The following is a 17,795-nucleotide window of genomic DNA, read 5'->3' as shown; positions in this document are numbered from 1 at the left end:
ATACCTATTTTATAAGTTGCATTAATTCATCCCATTCTCTTTTGTTTATGCCACTAGATTCTTGAGTAATTTCTTCATTATTGAGTAGTTTTTTTATAACAGCAAGTCCTTTTTTAGAAATATTATTTCCTCCTAGCCTATATTCCTCGAAAGCATCATAAGTGAAAGGTACCCAAGCTTTTACTATTTCTAGCATTTTCTCTGCATATACTCTGATTTCATATTGAGCATGAGAATCCCCACGTAACAGTAAAAAATGTAATAGATTATGTAAATTAATTTTCCAATACCATTCTGTATAATAGTTTAAGGTTAAATTCATTCTCGCAAGTTCCCTAGTAATACCTATAGTATTTTCATCGATAATATTGCCATGTTCATCCTGGTTCATCATTTCAGTATAATGCTGATAGCATAGTTTAGCATCTTTTTCTAATAGCACTAAGACTTTATCTGCAATTTCTTTTGGAATTTCTTCATCACTTCTTCCTTGTTTATTTATTGTGGATTGAGCAGCAAGATTCTGTTTTTCTGGTAAATAAAATTCATTTTCTAATATAGAATATCTAGCTGAATATTCATTAACACTAGCGGTTCTGTGACGTATCCATTGTCTTGCAACGAAAATAGGCAGTTTAATATGAAATTTGATATCACACATTTCAAATGGTGTTGTATGGTGGTGACGCATTAGGTAATTGATTAAACCTTTATCTTGGCTTAGTTGTTTTGTACCTTTACCATATGATACTCGTGCTGCTTGGACGATGCTACTATCATCACCCATATAATCAATAATTCTGATAAAGCCATGATCTAGTATTTTTATGGGTTCAAATAATAATTCTTCTAGAGCTGGTACTGTAGCTCTTTTTGTCTTGTAATTATTGTCGTGCATTCTTTTCTCTATTATTCTGTTTGAAAATTTGTTAATTCCAGCATCAAATATTCATCCATAGGAATCTTATCTTGATTAAGCATTTTGTTGATATTAGAACCAAGTGCCTTAAATGACTTACCTTTGGCAATTACTGTTCTAGTGCCAACTGGCACTTTACCATGTAGAGCATATGAAACGATTAATGGATAATTAATATCACCAATTTTTATATCTAATTTCTTACCTTTCTGTACTGAATCATAAATTACCTGACCATTCGATAGTTTAGTAATCTTTACGTCAACCCCTACTTTATCTCCGCATAATAATGGCATTCTATAAGCTATTTCATCATCAAATATCTTTACTTCATTACTATCAACAAAATTATTAGGTAATATTGAATTTAAGACAATATTAACTCTATAAGGTGCATCATGATCTCTATCTTCTTCTTTATATTGCTGGTTATAATATGCATATTTTGCAGGAAGCACCGCTTGTCTTGTTTGTCCAACCATCATACCTACTACTACAGAATCAAGACCTAGCATGATCGCTCTAGAACCAAGTGTAAAGGTCTTGGTATTTTCGCTAAGTAAATTATTGTTAATATCCAATAATTGATAACGTAATGTGACTACGTGACCACAAGTAGCTGGTCCTTTAGTCCCATTACCAAAGCTATTAATCTTAAACATTGGTTGTATTAAGTCTCTATTAACCTCTATAGTATATTTACCATCAGTAATAGGTTTGTTCGTTGGTTGTAGTAAATGCTCAAAAAATAGTCGACCTTCTTCTGTCTTAAGAGCATTTATCAAAACCTTTGAAACAGTTTTTTCAAGAAAATTACCAGTTAATGGTATATTTGCTTGTTCAGGAGCAGCTTTAGTATTTTTATTATTTTCAGCATCATTAGTTGTCTGAACTTTAGGGTCTTTATCCTCAGGAGGAGAAAGCATCTTCATTTGGACAATAGAGTAAATAATTGCTGCAGCAATTATAAGACTTAAAGCTTTTTTCATATAATATTTCTTTCTTAAGTATTTCTTAGTTTGTTTTTAAAATATATAGCTAACTCCGATTAGCATTACTCCGGCTATTAGCGACTCATCTTCGAGATAAATATGAGCAGAAATTATGCTATAGAACGTGAGTATTATGCGACGAGTGGAGTGTAGAATTAAATTCTCGTTACTGACTACATGTATGGACCTCCTGTAAAATGCAAGAAAAAAATAACATCTAATAGCAAAAATGCAAATGCATACATGTATCCGGCTTATAGTTAATAAATTATGTATAATTTATCCTACAGCCCTGATGGAATTCGCTGGCTTACAAACTATATACTTATCATTTTATCGGCTTCAAAGAGCCATTGTAGTCATCAGTTTCTTTGTAAGCTAAGGTTTGTCTTATTTACCATCAATATTATTATCTCACGCATATTCCGGGTTGGAATCTCTTACATATTCTTTGTTTACCTATTAATTAATAAACCACTATTTATTTTATTTTATGTTAATTATAATAGCTTTGTGCTACAAACTTTACTCTCTACATAATCATCCCCTGACCTTAGTACTGCAAACACCACTCTTGCCAGTTTATTAGCTACAGCAACTACTGTTTTATTATGTCCATTTCGCTCAGATAAATTAAACATCCACTGCGTAAATTTGCTAAAATCTTTTTTAGATTTTTGTTCTTCCGATGTAAATCTTATCTTGGCATTTAGTACAGCTCTAGCTCCTTGGATCAATAGAGTACGCAAGTAAACATCACCTCGCTTGCTAATTCCAAGCAACTTATCTTTCCCTCCACTGGAATACTGCCTTGGCACTAATCCAAACCATGCCGATAATTGCCTACCATTCTCAAAACTTGTAGCATTACCTATTGATGCTATTAAAGCAGTAGCAGTAATTAAACCAAGACCAGGTATAGCTGTTAATCGTTGATATTGAGTTAAGTTGCTAGCTATTATTTTTAATCTTTTTTCTATCTCTTTTATTTTTTTGTCATTATCCAAAAATTCCTCTTTCAGTTCACTAAATGTTTGGTAACCTAGCTGACTCAAATTTCCTTCATCTAAAATCTCAGTTAATTTTGTTACAACCTTATTGATCCCTTGAGGAATAATAAAACCAAATTCATGTAATAATCCTCTAATTTCATTCGCAAGTGCCGTACGGTTTTTTACCAATCTCTCTCTTACCCGATGAATTGACAAAATATCTTGTTGTTCTACAGTTTTAATTGGTACAAACCTCATATTTGGTCTTGTTACCGCTTCACATATAGCTTCTGCATCAGCTTGATCATTTTTATTAGTTTTAACATACGGTTTGACAAATTGTGCTGCCATTAGTTTTACTGTATGCCCCAATTTAGTTATTTCTCTTGCCCAGTAACTAGCTCCGCCGCAAGCTTCCATCCCTACCAAACATTTTGGTAAATTAGCCATAAATGTTAAAACTTGATCTCTCATTAATTTTTTCTTTAATACCGTCTTACCATTTTTATCTACACCATGAATTTGGAAAATTCTTTTTGCAATATCTATACCAATTGTGGTAACTTCCATCTTAGACTCCTGATTGTTATTTTAATATTTAATATTAACTTTAGAAGATTAGCAACTGCTTTTCATTCTGTATATCAGGAGGTCCATACCATTATTTTTTCACCTGTGGAATTTTATAATAAATAAATACTGATAAAAGTGTACTTTAATGACAAGAATTTTTATTTGAAACAAAACAATGGTAATACACATAAGAAGCATTATGTTGACTAATTTTTAGTATGTCAAGTAGAAAAGTGATGTTTACATGACTACAAACTTCATGCCAAAACCACTGCAAACCTGATTCTTTAGACGTTTTAAGCACTTTTTTGTCTCGAAGATGAGTAGCGAAGAGTACATAAATCCTAGTGTCATTGCGAGGAGGCGTGAGCCGACGAAGCAATCCATTTCTAACTTTTTTGGATTGCTTCGTCGCCACTAAAGTAGCTCCTCGCAATGACGGAGTAATGTTAGTCGGGTTAGCTATACATTCTATAATTTTTAATGTTTTGTTCTAAGTCGCTCTGCCTTGCTAAATGCTTCTTCTGATTGCGAGTATTTACCTAACTTGTTCAAGGCAACACCTTTGTTATTATAAGCTTTAGCAAGATCAGGTTTATATTTAATTGCTAAATCAAAGACTATAGGAGACGACATTGAACTAAGCGGGTTTTTCTGTTGTTTTATGTTGATTATTTTCATAAACTACCTCTTTGTAACTGTAAATTACTATATTCCAAGATGGTCAAAGGCATTTTTAGTAATAACTCTACCTCTTGGGGTACGTTGTAATAACCCTATTTGTATTAAATATGGTTCTATAGTCTCTTCAACAGCATCACGTTGTTCTGATAGAGCTGCTGCAATTGTCTCTATACCAACCGGACCACCAGCATAATTATCAGCTATAAATTTTAAGTATCTATAATCATTACTATCTAAACCTATTTTGTCAACTTCTAATCGATTTAGGGAGATATTGGCAATATTTTTATCAATTTCTAGCTTATCATCGACAGAAGCAAAATCTCTCACTCGTCTAACTAGCCTAAGGGCAATTCTTGGAGTTCCTCTACTACGCCCCGCTATCTCTTCTAATGCCTCATCGGTTAAATTAATTGCTAGCAATTTACTAGCTCTACTCAAAACAAGTTTTAATTCAGCTACGTTATAAAAATGCAACCGCAATGGTATGCCAAATCTATCTCTCAAAGGATTGCTGAGTAAACCGAGCCTAGTAGTTGCTCCAACTAAAGTGAAATTGGGTAGATTGATTTTTACTGACCTTGCTGAAGGTCCTTCACCAATAACTATGTCTAAAGCAAAATCTTCCATTGCTTGGTACAATACTTCTTCAATATTTGTACTAAGACGGTGAATTTCATCGATAAATAACACATCATTATCTTGCAAATTAGTAAGTATAGCAGCTAGGTCAGCTGCTTTTGATATAGCAGGTCCTGAGGTGGATTTAAAATTTACTCCCATTTCCTTAGAAATAATTTGTGCAAGAGTGGTTTTACCAAGTCCAGGAGGACCGTAAAATAATGTATGATCTAAATGTTCAGACCTATTTTTAGCTGCTTGGATAAAAATGGATAAATTATCCTTAATTTGTTGTTGTCCGACAAATTCTCTTAAATAGCTAGGTCGTAGAGAAAATTCTTGATCACTCGGAAGTATATCAGCTGACAAAATATTTTTAGACATTGGATCCACGTGCTTTTAGTGCAAGTTTAATTAGTTCATTAATAGAGAGATTAGAATTTTCTGCAATAATTCCCTGTACTAAATTCTGTGCTTCAGTTTTACCAATACCAAGCGAGGTTAACACTAATGTGGCATCAGATGATATCTTAGCTAAGTCAGTATCATTGTTATCCATGGTAAGGTTGTTAGTAAAATTAGTTAAAGCTTTATCCTTTAACTCTATGATAATTCGTTCAGCTAGTTTTAGCCCAACACTAGAAATGGCTTTAAAAGCTTCTTTATCCCTTCTTGCTATCGCTGATTGGATTTGCTTGGGTGATAAATTTGATAAAATAGCTAAAGCCATTCTTGTACCAATACCGTTTACCGATTGTAATAAATTAAAAAAAGCCTTCTCTTCGAGAGATAAAAAGCCGTAAAGATTAATATGATCTTCTCTTACATGTGTTTCAATAAATAATTGACAAAACTCATTAACGACTAACTTATTTAAAGTTTTACTAGAACAATACACTAAATATCCAACACCACTAACATCAATAATGACATAATCATTAAAACATGCATCTATTTTACCTTTTAATTTACCAATCATAATTTATTTAGTATCAGACTTTACTTTTGGTTTACGATTTTTTGTACATATATGTGCTATTACTGGCAATATAGTTACTATCGAAGCTAAAATATAATGCAGTAACGTTGGAGTTTCAGTGCAATGGCATTGACCATCATCAGGAAATGTTGATATAAGTATAATTCTCGTAGTAACCCAAGTAATCACTATATATATAAGCAAGTATACTACATATTTAACCTTTGCCCAAATACTCTTAATCATAATTTCCTCTTCTGCTATAGCTAACCATTACATAACAATAATAGAATATGTTAGTAAATGATAGTAAATGATAAATTTGAGGATCGTAAGTCATTTTAGATTTTCTATTTGAGATTTACTTAACTTAGTGTATTTAATAATTTTTTCCATCGGCTCATTGTTTAATAGCATTTCTTTTGCTATAGCTATTATACCTTCCTCTCTACCTTTCTCCAGTTGTTTTTTCAGAGTATTAGCTTCGATACGCAGCCATTTAAGATGGTCTTCATAAGCTTCCCTTTCTTCGTCAGTAAAGTTCATAACATTTAACACTGTTAGAGCTTTTTTTAAGCTGGCATTGTCTAATTCTTTAGGTAAATTATCTTTGTTAAGTAGGTCATGTCTTGTTAGAAAAGCTGTCCACATGTCTAGAGAGTTTTTTACTTTTTTCAGTATATCAGGTAATTCCTCATAAGAATTATCAGTAAACTTATTAAGCTCAATAGTATGTAATTCGAGGTCTTTGAAATATAACAAGCCACTATCTTTTTCTACTATATGGAAAACATTGTGATATTTAGTTACATTCGGAATAGAAGTAAAGTTTAGAATATGAATACCAATGGCTTTGCTTAGGGTAGAATAGTCCTGAGCTACCTTTAATTGTTCGGTATATAATTTAGCCCAATAATATAAAGCTCGCTTATCATAATCAGCTTCGTCGCTAATTTGAATTTCAATATTGAACCTTTTGCCATCAACAGATTTGGCTTTCACGTCTAATATTGAGAGTTTATCATTCTTAAAGCTCTTTGGATTATATGGATTAAGCAGCGTTACCTCTGCCACTTGATCTTCCTTAGATACAATTGAATTAATCAAGGATATCAGCAAGTCCTTATTCTCTTCTACACCAAAGATTTTCTTAAATGCCAAATCAACTCGAGGAGTTATTTTATCCATATATGCTATTAGTAGTTATCAATTCTAAAGCTAGTATAGCACAGAAATTATAAAGCACTAAGATATAATGTGGAAAATATAATAGATATCTTTGGCAAACTCTACTTCTGCTGGTAATTTATTCGTACTACCGATACTCTGCTCCTCACGTACATCATTGTCCGCTGTGGGTCGAGGTTTCGTGGCTTCTTTAAATCCCTCAGCATTATGTATTTAAAATAAAAGAAAGTGTTGCAATAATTAGTTATCTAGGATAGATTGATATTAAAAGATACTGACACCGTGAATTCTAGGAACAGATAAAAATGTAATATAGTCAAATACATTGAATTAGGTGGAAAGATAATTGATAAAATCAGTTGATTGTGAAAACTACTTCTATGTTTTTACCACCTAATTCAATGTATTTGACTATATAATTTATCATTAGAGTATCTAATTTTATGTAAGAAAAAGAAAGGTCAATCAAATCAGTTAACTTTTGGGATAATGTTAGTGTATTTCAAAAAATACATATACTCTTCTGCTCCTACGAATTGTTTTTTGAAAATATCATGGATTCGCATGCGTAACTATACTAATATGTACGCCTAACATGCTCACCATTCATTTTCAAATCCAATGCTTCAAATCATTTGAGTATACATTTTCCCTCTAATAAAGCTAACACAGTTTCGATGCAATTATTGTTACAGCCGTACTAATCAAAAGATTTAGTAATAATAAATATAAGAAATTAAAATTAATAAAAAATAAGATTATGACAAGGGTAAAACCCCATAAAAAAATTATATCTTTCGCTGAAAACAAATCTGATTTAGATAAAATTACTCAATTTATTATGGACGGTTGGGCAATAGTAAAACTAATGCCACATGGTAATTATTTTATTGGTGTCATGGAAAAAATGAATTATGACAATAATATAAATGACCAAGAAAAAATTGTTTATATCCCTCCAAGAAAAAAGATCATTTTTACTTAGTGGTCTCTATTTTTTAGTTTACAATACCTTATAATGCTGGTAACTAAGGGGTATTTCTTTATTTTTAGGATTATTTATAATGACTTATTTAAAATTTTGTCTTCGTCTAATATTATTAGTATTTTTAATAAACTACTCCGCTCAAGGAAGATGGAGTAAGTACGAAGATGCTCCTGTTGAAATAAAATTTTGTAACAACGATATTACTATTAACCAAGATGGTACTTCTGAAGAAATAATGGAAATACACGCAAAAATACTAAAAGAATCAGGACGTAGTCAGTTCTCTCAATATAGATTGACTTATAATAACTATAGTTCCAAAATCTCTATATTAGAAGCCAAGACTATTTATAATGGGCAAGAATATGTAGTTTCTAAAGATATGATTGAGGATAAACCGTTAGCTAGTTTTGGACAAGGTTTTGATCAGCTAAATCAGATAACTATCTCATTCCCTAAAGTGGAACTTGGTGCAGAAATATACTTAAAATATAAGTATGTTGAAACAAAAGTTGCTATAGATGATTTTTATGGTGATACCATATTCTATGGTAGGGAAGGTTACTTGCAAGCAAGTAGAACTAAGATTAATTCCAAATTACCTCTAAATATCAAAGTAAACGACCCAAAAGGCGTATTAAAAGTTATTACCGATGCTGAAAGTGACTTTCATTCGGCAGAGATTATCCTAGAGAAACCTGTTTATAATCAATTGACCAATGAACCAAGTAATGGTATATTAAATATTAAGCACAAAACTTGGGTATCTTTATCAAGTTTAACCAAATGGCAAGATTTGGCCAAACAATTAGCTCCTGGCTATTCTAAGGTAATCAATCAACCACTTCCTACAATTTTCATGAATATAGCGGAATCTGCTCTAGATAAAAATACCGATGAAGAAAAAATTAATTTTGTTACTTCTTCATTAGCTGAGAAAATCCAATATATGGGTGATTGGCGAACAGTATCAGGTCGGTATTTTCCTAGAGATTTAGAAAAGATTGCTACTTCTCAAATTGGTGATTGCAAAGATTTTTCTGCAAGTACTGCTGTTATCTTGCAAAAGCTTGGGTTTAAGGTTCAACCCATTTTAGTAATGCGAGGTATTACTAATTTTTCTAACCCAGATGCATTACCTAATGTTAGAAATTTTAATCATGTGATGCTTAAAGTAGCTAATAAAAATGGAAAAATATATTGGATTGACCCAACAAACTTTGTCAGTATGGCACAAGGAATTTTTTCGGATGTTGCAGGTAAGTTAGCCTTGGTATTAGATATGCAAGAAGCAGGTTATACCAAAGTTCCTGAAATAGCCCATCAAAATTCACAAGCTATAATGCACAATGAGTTCGTAATAAGAAATAATATTGTAGATGTGCATGGTCAGCTTGATTTACAAGGAGAAACAGCAGTAAATATAACAGGTGCTGGGTTATATGAATCAAATGAACAGCTAAGGGATTTTACTTTCCACATGTTGACAGGAGTATATCTTGATGAAGAAGACAAGAAATTTTTAGAATTACCTGATCTTACTTCTCGTATTGTCAAGGATCTTACAATTAAATACGCATATCAGCAAAAAAATCGAATTTTTAAAACCAATAAGGGGTTTGGTTTAAGGTTAAGATTATATGGGATGGAGGATATTACAAATACAGCTTTTGACCAAGTATCAGACCTTTTTATAGGTATACCTAACACTAACACAAGACATATAATTATAAAAAATATTATAATTAAAGACTGTAAAAAATTAAACTTTGAGGTTGATACTCCGTGGATATATGTCAATAGATCATGTAAATATCAGGATAAAGATACCGAATTTACAGATATAATCTCCATAAGAAAAAGTTTGATTACCAATGAAGAGTTAAAAACTCCTCAATATAAAAACCTTAAAAGCAACTTAGAAAATAAATTTGAGCGAGCTGCGATAGTTATTGAATGAGTATAATTATCCCACAACTGTACACCTATACCACAGCGTCATTGCGAGCGTAAGCGAAGCAATCTAGGAAACAATCTATAGATAAATGATGTTACTGGATTGCTTAGTCGGTCTTACAGCCACAACTGTTGAAAGTTAAAAATCGTCATCGCGAGGCGTCGATAGACGCCGTGGCGATCTCATGAAGTAAGCTCTTCTTCACAAGATTGCCACGTCGTCGCTTACAGCGACTCCTCGCTAATAGACGGTTTAGGGCTTACAAAGCTCATCGCGATGACGGTTTTTTAACTTTCAACAGTTGTGGTGTTATACCATTTCCGAAAACTAATCATCACGTCGTCGTACTTCATAATCCCCGCTCCTCACGTACTAGTTGTACGCGACTCATCTTCGAGATAAATATGAGCAGAAATTATGCTATAGAACGTGAGTATTATGCGACGAGTGGAGTGTAGAATTAAATTCTCGTTACTGACTACATTTTTTCACCTGTGGAATTTTATAATAAAGAAATACTGATAAAAGTGTACTTTAATGACAAGAGTTTTTATTTGAAACAAAACAATGGTAATACACATAAGAAGCATTATGTTGACTAATTTTTAGTATGTCAAGTAGAAAAGTGATGTTTACATGACTACAAACTTCATGCCAAAACCACTGCGAACCTGATTCTTTAGACGTTTCAAGCACTTTTTCGTCTCGAAGATGAGACGCGAAGGTAGCTGACACTCGTACTCCGAGTAGCAATTTAGTTTTGGGAAATGGTATTACGGATTCGAGAACGAAAATAACGATCGATAAGAATTAGATAGAAATCTTCACATCACCTAGCAAAACAGGTTATTAGACTTCTTTCGAAACTCTACTTCTGCTGGTGATTTGTACGTCGATGCGGTACTCGAATCCTCACGTACATTAGAGTACGCTGCGGGTCGAGGTTCCGCGTCTCCTTCAAATCCCTCAGCATAAGCGAGTTTCGAAAGAAGTCTATTCATCTTTTTTCTTATCAATGTCTTTCATTCCTTCCTTGAAAGCTTTAAGACCTTTTGCAAGATCTGACATCACTTGAGGCAACTTACCAGCTCCAAACAACACTAAGATGATTAATAAGATCACTAATAAGTGGCTGAAGCTCATTCCCATAATATCAATTTTATAAGTTTTAAGTTAGAATTACCTATAATATTATAGCAAATAGTTAATTTGATCTAGCATAAAAAAATACAAATTTATTATCAACCTCAATTTCGGATTAATTTCATTAATCCGAAATTGGAATGAGAATGTAAACAATCAGGCTTAAAGTGGTTTGATGCCTGATTGTTAAATATTTCATTTGCTAATAATATTATTAGCTAAGATTATTAGCGATAATAGATTAAAATGCATTTGTGCCAGCTACTTTAAGAATGCATTTTTCTGAGATCATCATGAAAACATTTGAAACTAACATTACTAATATCTATGGTGTTCAAGGTAAGGTTTGGTTAGATGATTTGCCAAAAATTGTCCATAAATTGGTCAAGGAGTACGGTTTGTCTAGCTTAAATCCAGTTAAGAACTTGAGTTACCATTATGTCCTAGCAGGCTTCCAAGGTTATCAGCCAATTATCTTAAAGTTAGGGCTAGACATTGATGATCTTAAGAGAGAATCAACAGCTTTAAAAGTTTTTTCTAAATTTGGGGGTGTGAAGGTTTTAGCTGAAAGCACCGGCTTACTGCTAGTTGAGCAGGCTATTTCTAATATATCATTAAAATCCTATTTTCCTGTAAAAGATTACGAGGCTATTAAAATAGCATGTAATGTAATGAAAAGATTACACTATGCACCTTTGCCATCAGAAGGTTTTCCTTATGTCACAGATTGGTTGGCAGTATTAGATAAAGAATGGGATGTGCCAACTTACTACTTAGAAAAAGCTAGACAATTGCGAGATAAATTACTAGGCACATCGTCAATGTTAGTTTTACTTCATGGTGATTTACATCATGATAATATTCTACAAAGTGGTGATAATTGGGTGGTTATTGATCCTAAAGGAGTTATCGGTGAAAAAGCATATGAGGTAGCAGCATTTATTCGTAATCCTCTCCCTGAACTCCTTGCTTTAGAAGATGTTGAGAGTATTATTGCAAATCGCATCATTAAGTTTGCAACTCTCTTGGATTTAGATACGGAGCGAATTAGCGATTGGTGTTTTGTCCAATCTGTACTTTCTTGGGTTTGGGCTTTAGAAGATGGTTCTGACATGCTTATGTTAGCAAATCTTACAAAAATTTTTGATATAGTCAATTGATGAGAATTTGGTGACGTCGTCACTCGTCTATTATCTATAGGCTTCACTCCATCGTTCCTAGCATCAAATTCTCCTGAATTGACTATAATCTGCTTATTAATACACCCCTAAAAAAGGCTTCTTATATCTAATTGAGGTTAGTATATTCATTTAGAATTCTCTTGATATTATTGAGCATGGTAAGTTCATTTTTCTTTCTAGTAAATACATAATATATTACTTTACTTATAGTGGTGCGTTTTTTAACTTGCACAACCAACTCTTGTTGAACGATTGTTCGAATTGTAGTTAGATTACCATTCATTAAAAATTGTGATAAAAGTTGAAGCTGTTCAACACTAAAATTTGTTAGTAATATTCTAATAATTACCGTAACATAACCTGCAGGAGTTGTTATACTAGTTCTCCTGACATGTTTTTTAAAACTTAAACTAGATGTTTTATTTAAATATTTGTCACTAAAAGTTTCTACAAAATTTATTTCACATAATTGTTTTTTTACTTCTAACCTTTCTTGTTCAATTAGTCTTAACGTTCTAACTGAAGTAACATTACTATTTATCTTATAATCAGCTGCGATTCTACATGTTATTACCTGTTGTACAAACTCTGCATAATTTAGCTCTTTTTTTAATAATGAAGTAATATTTTTAAATAACAACTGATACCTAGTTTTTAAAGCATTTTTAGTAAAACTATCTAAAGAAGCATATCGTTTGATAATTTTAACTTCAAGTTTTGCAGAAAATTTAGACTCAATAGAAGAAATCATTAAAGAAATAGTATGACCACTTTGGATATTTTGAGTTAACCTTTTTCTAATCTGAGCTAATATATAATTCAGATCAGAATCTTCTGTTATATTGAGCATCCTGATAGCATCTATATGCTTTGTAATATTAATTAAAATTTCATGCATAAAGACATTTTGCCGAAGTAAGAATCTTTCTATTATAGCGAACTCTGCATTTTCTATCTGATGTATTATTGCATTATAATTTTCAAATAATACTGAAAGCTCATACCCTGAATTATTAAGTTTACTGAAACTCTTCCTAAATTTTGACTCGTCATGTATTCTTAGCAAAATATGGTTTATGGTCTGAGATTTAATACATAAATCTTTTAGCCTATTATATAAGCAAATTAACTTAGCATTGGTTAACTCCATCAATACATTGTGATCATCTATTAAAAAATTAGTAATTTTTTTAAAAATGTATTCGTAATCTACTGTGTTCTCTTCTTTCAGTGTTAATAATATATTAGCATGAAATAACAAAGGAACAGATTCTTTCTTTATGTCAATAGTAGAATCAATCTGCCATAATTCTTTAATGAACAACAATTGATCTAAAAGTAGATTTTGTTGCTCAAGCGATAAATTATCTAAATTCAAAACAATGGCAGTTGCCTGTAAATTATTTATAACATCTTGATTTTTAACATCTTCAATTATTAATATACAACAATGTTGTACAAAGTTTCTAGCTAAATCCATTACAGGTTTTAGTGCCTTATTATTTTCTTCATGATGTAAAGTGGAAGAACTTTTTAAGCAATCAACCAATTGATTAAGAGAGGTAACAAAATTTGTTACCTCTTCCATTTGATATTTTTGTTGCTTTAACGTTTCAATAGAGAGAGGTCCGTAATGCTCAAGAATAGAAAGCAAGTTCTTTTGACTATCTAGACTAAGATAATCAAGCAAGTCACTATTCTGTTGTAGAATCTTTATAATATTAAAAGTACGCAAAGACCTTTTTAAAGTACTAGGATACTTACAAGACACGATGCATTCAGAGCTTAAAGAGACAAAACAGCCTTTTAATCTTTCTGTATACTTACTAATGACCTTAGTATTAAAATCTTTCATAATTAATTTTCTTATCGTGTTATTCAGTATCTAGGGAGGAGAATCAATTAACTAATCGGAACATAAGTTATACGGATGTATACCCATTTCATGCTACCATCAAGCATTATATCAGTATCATCATGGTATCCCAATATATTTTTCACTTCTTCTTGGGTTGTGTTACCTTATTTACAAATAAGACTTAATTATCACGAAAGTTACGCGGGGGTTCAAATCATTATAACAATATTTTTATTTTAACTAATAGTATTTTTGCATTTATTAGAAAAAATATTTATAGTATATAAATTAATTATTTTGTTACGAATAAGTAAAAATTTTTATTGCTTAAATACCAGTAAAACCTTATTTTTATAAGGACTTCTCATAAGGAATATAAAATCCTGAAGAGTAAAGTATTTAATTTAACTTAAAACTATATCAAAACTTATGCATAATATCCTTATCATTATAATTTCATTATTGTTAATATCATGTTCGGAAGAAAGTGATAAATCTAATAATAAAAACGAACAACCTGATAATAAGGCTGAAGTGACTCAGGAAAAAGCTCCACAAGAAGAAAATAATGACAACCTTGCCAATGATAAATGGAATACAATAGTAAATCCTCAAGACAGTACGGTTTCAACTAATACGGAAGAATCTCTAGATACGGTAGAGGATTCTGCTACTAACTCTACTGATAATGTTAGCTTGAAACAGATGCCTTATAAACCAACTTTCAATGTTAGCCAAAATGATATAGTTCTTGGTAATGTTAAGGCAACTGTAGTGGTAGTTGAGTATTTTTCTCCAACTTGCCCACATTGTGCTTATTATCATGAAAAAATTCTACCTGAGCTTAAAAAGAAATATATTGATACCAATAAAATTGCTTATATAATTCGTGAATTTGTCGGTAATAAGCAAGATTTAGATGCAGCAATTTTGGCACGTTGTCCAAATGATCTAGAGAGTTTTCTTAAATTCCAAAGTGTAATACTAGCACAACAAGATAAATGGGGCAGTAGTAATAGATATCGTGAATTATTAACAAATATAGCTCAAATTGGTGGAGTATCCGCAGAAACTTATGCTAAATGTCTTAATGATAATCAAATTGTCGAAACATTACTTGCCAATACTAACATTGCTGCTAGTTCACAAGGTTTTGTTGGTACACCCGCATTTTTTGTTAATGGCATACTAACAAATGGATATAGTTTAGAAATCCTTTCTAGGGTAATTGATAAAACGTTAGAAAACTCTAGTATACTCAAATGATTTGAAGAATTGGATTTGAAAATGAATGGTGAGCATGCTAGGTGTACATATAGTATAGTTACGCATGCGAATCCATGATATTTTCAAAAAACAATTCTTTAAAGCAGAAGAGTATATCAAATCCGAAAATTAATACACTTACTTAATCTCAACTATCGATGTAACAAGCTAATCATAGTACATTTTTCTATAATCGTCATAGCAAGACTCTTTAGATGCCGTGGCGATCTAGGTAAACAGCGAAGCTGTTTTTTTAGAGTAACGCTTCGTGTATCCTGGATTGTTGCATCGCCGCTTTTTCGCGACTCCTCGCTACTCATCTTCGAGATAAATATGAGCAGAAATTATGCTATAGAACGTGAGTATTATGCGACGAGTGGAGTGTAGAATTAAATTCTCGTTACTGACTACATGTATGAACCTCCTGTAAAATGCAAGAAAAAAATAACATCTAATAGCAAAAATGCAAATGCATACATGTATCCGGCTTATAGTTAATAAATTATGTGTAATTTATCCTACAGCCCTGATGGAATTCGCTGGCTTACAAATTTACTATATACTTATCATTTTATCGGCTTCAAAGAGCCATTGTAGTCATCAGTTTCTTTGTAAGCTAAGGTTTGTCTTATTTACCATCAATATTATTATCTCACGCATATTCCGGGTTGGAATCTCTTACATATTCTTTGTTTACCTATTAATTAATAAACCACTATTTATTTTATTTTATGTTAATTATAATAGCTTTGTGCTACAAACTTTACTCTCTACATAATCATCCCCTGACCTTAGTACTGCAAACACCACTCTTGCCAGTTTATTAGCTACAGCAACTACTGTTTTATTATGTCCATTTCGCTCAGATAAATTAAACATCCACTGCGTAAATTTGCTAAAATCTTTTTTAGATTTTTGTTCTTCCAATGTAAATCTTATCTTGGCATTTAGTACAGCTCTAGCTCCTTGGATCAATAGAGTACGCAAGTAAACATCACCTCGCTTGCTAATTCCAAGCAACTTATCTTTCCCTCCACTGGAATGCTGCCTTGGCACTAATCCAAACCATGCCGATAATTGCCTACCATTCTCAAAACTTGTAGCATTACCTATTGATGCTATTAAAGCAGTAGCAGTAATTAAACCAAGACTAGGTATAGCTGTTAATCGTTGATATTGAGTTAAGTTGCTAGCTATTATTTTTAATCTTTTTTCTATCTCTTTTATTTTTTTGTCATTATCCAAAAATTCCTCTTTCAGTTCACTAAATGTTTGATAACCCAGCTGGCTTAAATTTCCTTCATCTAAAATCTCGGTTAATTTTGTCATAACCTTATTGATCCCTTGAGGAATAATAAAACCAAATTCATGTAGTAGACCCCTAATTTCATTAGCAAGGGCAGTACGATTTTTTACCAATCTCTCTCTTACTCGATGAATTGATAAAATATCTTGTTGTTCTACAGTTCTAATTGGTACAAACCTCATATTTGGTCTTGTTACCGCTTCACATATAGCTTCTGCATCAGCTTGATCATTTTTATTAGTTTTAACATACGGTTTGACAAATTGTGCTGCCATTAGTTTTACTGTATGCCCCAATTTAGTTATTTCTCTTGCCCAGTAACTAGCTCCGCCGCAAGCTTCCATCCCTACCAAACATTTTGGTAAATTAGCCATAAATGTTAAAACTTGATCTCTCATTAATTTTTTCTTTAATACCGTCTTACCATTTTTATCTACACCATGAATTTGGAAAATTCTTTTTGCAATATCTATACCAATTGTGGTAACTTCCATCTTAGCATCCTGATTGTTATTTTAATATTTAATATTAACTTTAGAAGATTAGCAACTGCTTTTCATTCTGTATATCAGGAGATCCATACCATTATTTTTTCACCTGTGGAATTTTATAATAAAGAAATACTGATAAAAGTGTACTTTAATGACAAGAGTTTTTATTTGAAACAAAACAATGGTAATACACATAAGAAGCATTATGTTGACTAATTTTTAGTATGTCAAGTAGAAAAGTGATGTTTACATGACTACAAACTTCATGCCAAAACCACTGCAAACCTGATTCTTTAGACGTTTTAAGCACTTTTTTGTCTCGAAGATGAGTCGCTAATAGACGATCAGCAGCCATTTTAATGGTGGTTATATAAAAAAAGTAGGGTATTATGATATACTCGATGAAAATCAACAATTGCGTTGTCGTTGTCCAAGACCGCAGGTAGCCACGTACTAATGTACGCTGTGCTCCTCGGCTTGAACACTCCTAGCACTTGTTGATTTTGATCTTCGTCTACCAACTCTTCATTTACGAGCAGTATAACAGACCTTCTATGTTATTTTTTTAGATTCCCGCCGAAGCGGGAATGACAGCGTTTTAACGTTAGTACTATTTGTAGTACTAGGCATTTTTGGCTAAAACCTTCTTTAGTTAGC

Annotated in this window: 19 protein-coding genes; 4 read left to right on the top strand and 15 right to left on the bottom strand. The window is 32.0% G+C overall.

What is annotated here, in order from left to right; translation table 11 throughout:
- Positions 1–4: 4 nt before the first annotated feature.
- From thyX to AAHN03_RS00540, 9 genes are all read right to left on the bottom strand, one after another.
- Positions 5–898, bottom strand: a complete 894-nt coding sequence (gene thyX / locus AAHN03_RS00580; RefSeq protein WP_342278759.1) for an FAD-dependent thymidylate synthase — start codon at positions 896–898, stop codon at positions 5–7.
- Between the two features lie 11 nt (positions 899–909).
- Positions 910–1,908, bottom strand: coding sequence for an FKBP-type peptidyl-prolyl cis-trans isomerase (locus AAHN03_RS00575; RefSeq protein WP_342278758.1), 999 nt, complete (start codon positions 1,906–1,908; stop codon positions 910–912).
- Between the two features lie 503 nt (positions 1,909–2,411).
- A complete protein-coding gene (locus AAHN03_RS00570; protein ID WP_342278757.1) occupies positions 2,412–3,473 on the bottom strand; it encodes an IS110 family transposase in 1,062 nt (353 codons plus the stop codon).
- A 145-nt stretch (positions 3,474–3,618) separates the two neighbouring features.
- A complete protein-coding gene (locus AAHN03_RS00565; RefSeq protein ID WP_341761148.1) occupies positions 3,619–3,780 on the bottom strand; it encodes a hypothetical protein in 162 nt (53 codons plus the stop codon).
- Between the two features lie 176 nt (positions 3,781–3,956).
- Complete coding sequence (locus tag AAHN03_RS00560) at positions 3,957–4,157, bottom strand: tetratricopeptide repeat protein (RefSeq protein ID WP_342278756.1); 201 nt, start codon at positions 4,155–4,157, stop codon at positions 3,957–3,959.
- 27 nt (positions 4,158–4,184) lie between these two features.
- A complete protein-coding gene (ruvB, locus tag AAHN03_RS00555; protein WP_342278755.1) occupies positions 4,185–5,165 on the bottom strand; it encodes a Holliday junction branch migration DNA helicase RuvB in 981 nt (326 codons plus the stop codon).
- The gene (ruvA, locus tag AAHN03_RS00550) at positions 5,158–5,760 is read right to left on the bottom strand and encodes a Holliday junction branch migration protein RuvA (protein ID WP_342278754.1); all 603 of its coding nucleotides are present in this window, start codon (positions 5,758–5,760) and stop codon (positions 5,158–5,160) included. Before ruvA ends, ruvB begins: the two co-directional genes overlap by 8 nt.
- A 3-nt stretch (positions 5,761–5,763) precedes the next feature.
- Positions 5,764–6,006, bottom strand: a complete 243-nt coding sequence (locus AAHN03_RS00545) for a Holliday junction ATP-dependent DNA helicase RuvA (protein ID WP_342278753.1) — start codon at positions 6,004–6,006, stop codon at positions 5,764–5,766.
- A gap of 90 nt (positions 6,007–6,096) precedes the next feature.
- Positions 6,097–6,948, bottom strand: a complete 852-nt coding sequence (locus AAHN03_RS00540) for an Rpn family recombination-promoting nuclease/putative transposase (RefSeq protein ID WP_342278752.1) — start codon at positions 6,946–6,948, stop codon at positions 6,097–6,099.
- A 760-nt stretch (positions 6,949–7,708) separates the two neighbouring features.
- On the opposite strand from AAHN03_RS00540, the gene AAHN03_RS00535 reads away from it, so the two are divergent.
- Together AAHN03_RS00535 and AAHN03_RS00530 are read left to right on the top strand one after the other, a co-directional pair.
- Positions 7,709–7,933: a DUF2674 domain-containing protein gene (locus tag AAHN03_RS00535; RefSeq protein ID WP_342278751.1), complete on the top strand. Its 225-nt coding sequence runs from the start codon at positions 7,709–7,711 to the stop codon at positions 7,931–7,933.
- A gap of 79 nt (positions 7,934–8,012) precedes the next feature.
- The gene (locus AAHN03_RS00530) at positions 8,013–9,896 is read left to right on the top strand and encodes a DUF3857 domain-containing protein (protein ID WP_342278750.1); all 1,884 of its coding nucleotides are present in this window, start codon (positions 8,013–8,015) and stop codon (positions 9,894–9,896) included.
- Between the two features lie 531 nt (positions 9,897–10,427).
- Here AAHN03_RS00530 and AAHN03_RS00525 read toward each other — a convergent pair.
- From AAHN03_RS00525 to AAHN03_RS00515, 3 genes are all read right to left on the bottom strand, one after another.
- Positions 10,428–10,589 carry a hypothetical protein gene (locus AAHN03_RS00525; protein WP_341761540.1) on the bottom strand — a complete coding sequence of 54 codons (162 nt, stop codon included), beginning with the start codon at positions 10,587–10,589 and terminating at the stop codon, positions 10,428–10,430.
- 137 nt (positions 10,590–10,726) lie between these two features.
- Positions 10,727–10,894 (bottom strand): palindromic element RPE1 domain-containing protein, encoded by a 168-nt coding sequence (locus AAHN03_RS00520; RefSeq protein WP_342278749.1) that lies wholly within the window; start codon positions 10,892–10,894, stop codon positions 10,727–10,729.
- Positions 10,887–11,042, bottom strand: coding sequence for a Sec-independent protein translocase subunit TatA (locus AAHN03_RS00515; RefSeq protein ID WP_341747719.1), 156 nt, complete (start codon positions 11,040–11,042; stop codon positions 10,887–10,889). Before AAHN03_RS00515 ends, AAHN03_RS00520 begins: the two co-directional genes overlap by 8 nt.
- Positions 11,043–11,329: 287 nt before the next feature.
- Here AAHN03_RS00515 and AAHN03_RS00510 point away from each other — a divergent pair, with 287 nt between their 5' ends.
- Positions 11,330–12,196, top strand: a complete 867-nt coding sequence (locus AAHN03_RS00510; RefSeq protein WP_342278748.1) for an aminoglycoside phosphotransferase family protein — start codon at positions 11,330–11,332, stop codon at positions 12,194–12,196.
- A 127-nt stretch (positions 12,197–12,323) separates the two neighbouring features.
- Here the strand turns inward: AAHN03_RS00510 and AAHN03_RS00505 are convergent, their stop codons facing one another.
- Positions 12,324–14,072 (bottom strand): hypothetical protein, encoded by a 1,749-nt coding sequence (locus AAHN03_RS00505; RefSeq protein WP_342278747.1) that lies wholly within the window; start codon positions 14,070–14,072, stop codon positions 12,324–12,326.
- Positions 14,073–14,504: 432 nt separating this feature from the next.
- Between AAHN03_RS00505 and AAHN03_RS00500 the strand changes: the two genes are divergently transcribed.
- A complete protein-coding gene (locus AAHN03_RS00500) occupies positions 14,505–15,341 on the top strand; it encodes a DsbA family protein (RefSeq protein WP_342278746.1) in 837 nt (278 codons plus the stop codon).
- Between the two features lie 738 nt (positions 15,342–16,079).
- Here AAHN03_RS00500 and AAHN03_RS00495 read toward each other — a convergent pair.
- Entirely contained in the window at positions 16,080–17,141 is a 1,062-nt protein-coding gene (locus AAHN03_RS00495) for an IS110 family transposase (protein ID WP_342278718.1), read from the bottom strand.
- A 145-nt stretch (positions 17,142–17,286) separates the two neighbouring features.
- The gene (locus AAHN03_RS00490) at positions 17,287–17,448 is read right to left on the bottom strand and encodes a hypothetical protein (RefSeq protein WP_341761148.1); all 162 of its coding nucleotides are present in this window, start codon (positions 17,446–17,448) and stop codon (positions 17,287–17,289) included.
- Between the last annotated feature and the right edge of the window lie 347 nt (positions 17,449–17,795).

The organism is Candidatus Tisiphia endosymbiont of Myopa tessellatipennis, from assembly GCF_964031105.1.
Taxonomy (GTDB): Bacteria; Pseudomonadota; Alphaproteobacteria; order Rickettsiales; family Rickettsiaceae; genus Tisiphia.
This window is presented reverse-complemented; position numbering and strand designations above follow the sequence as displayed.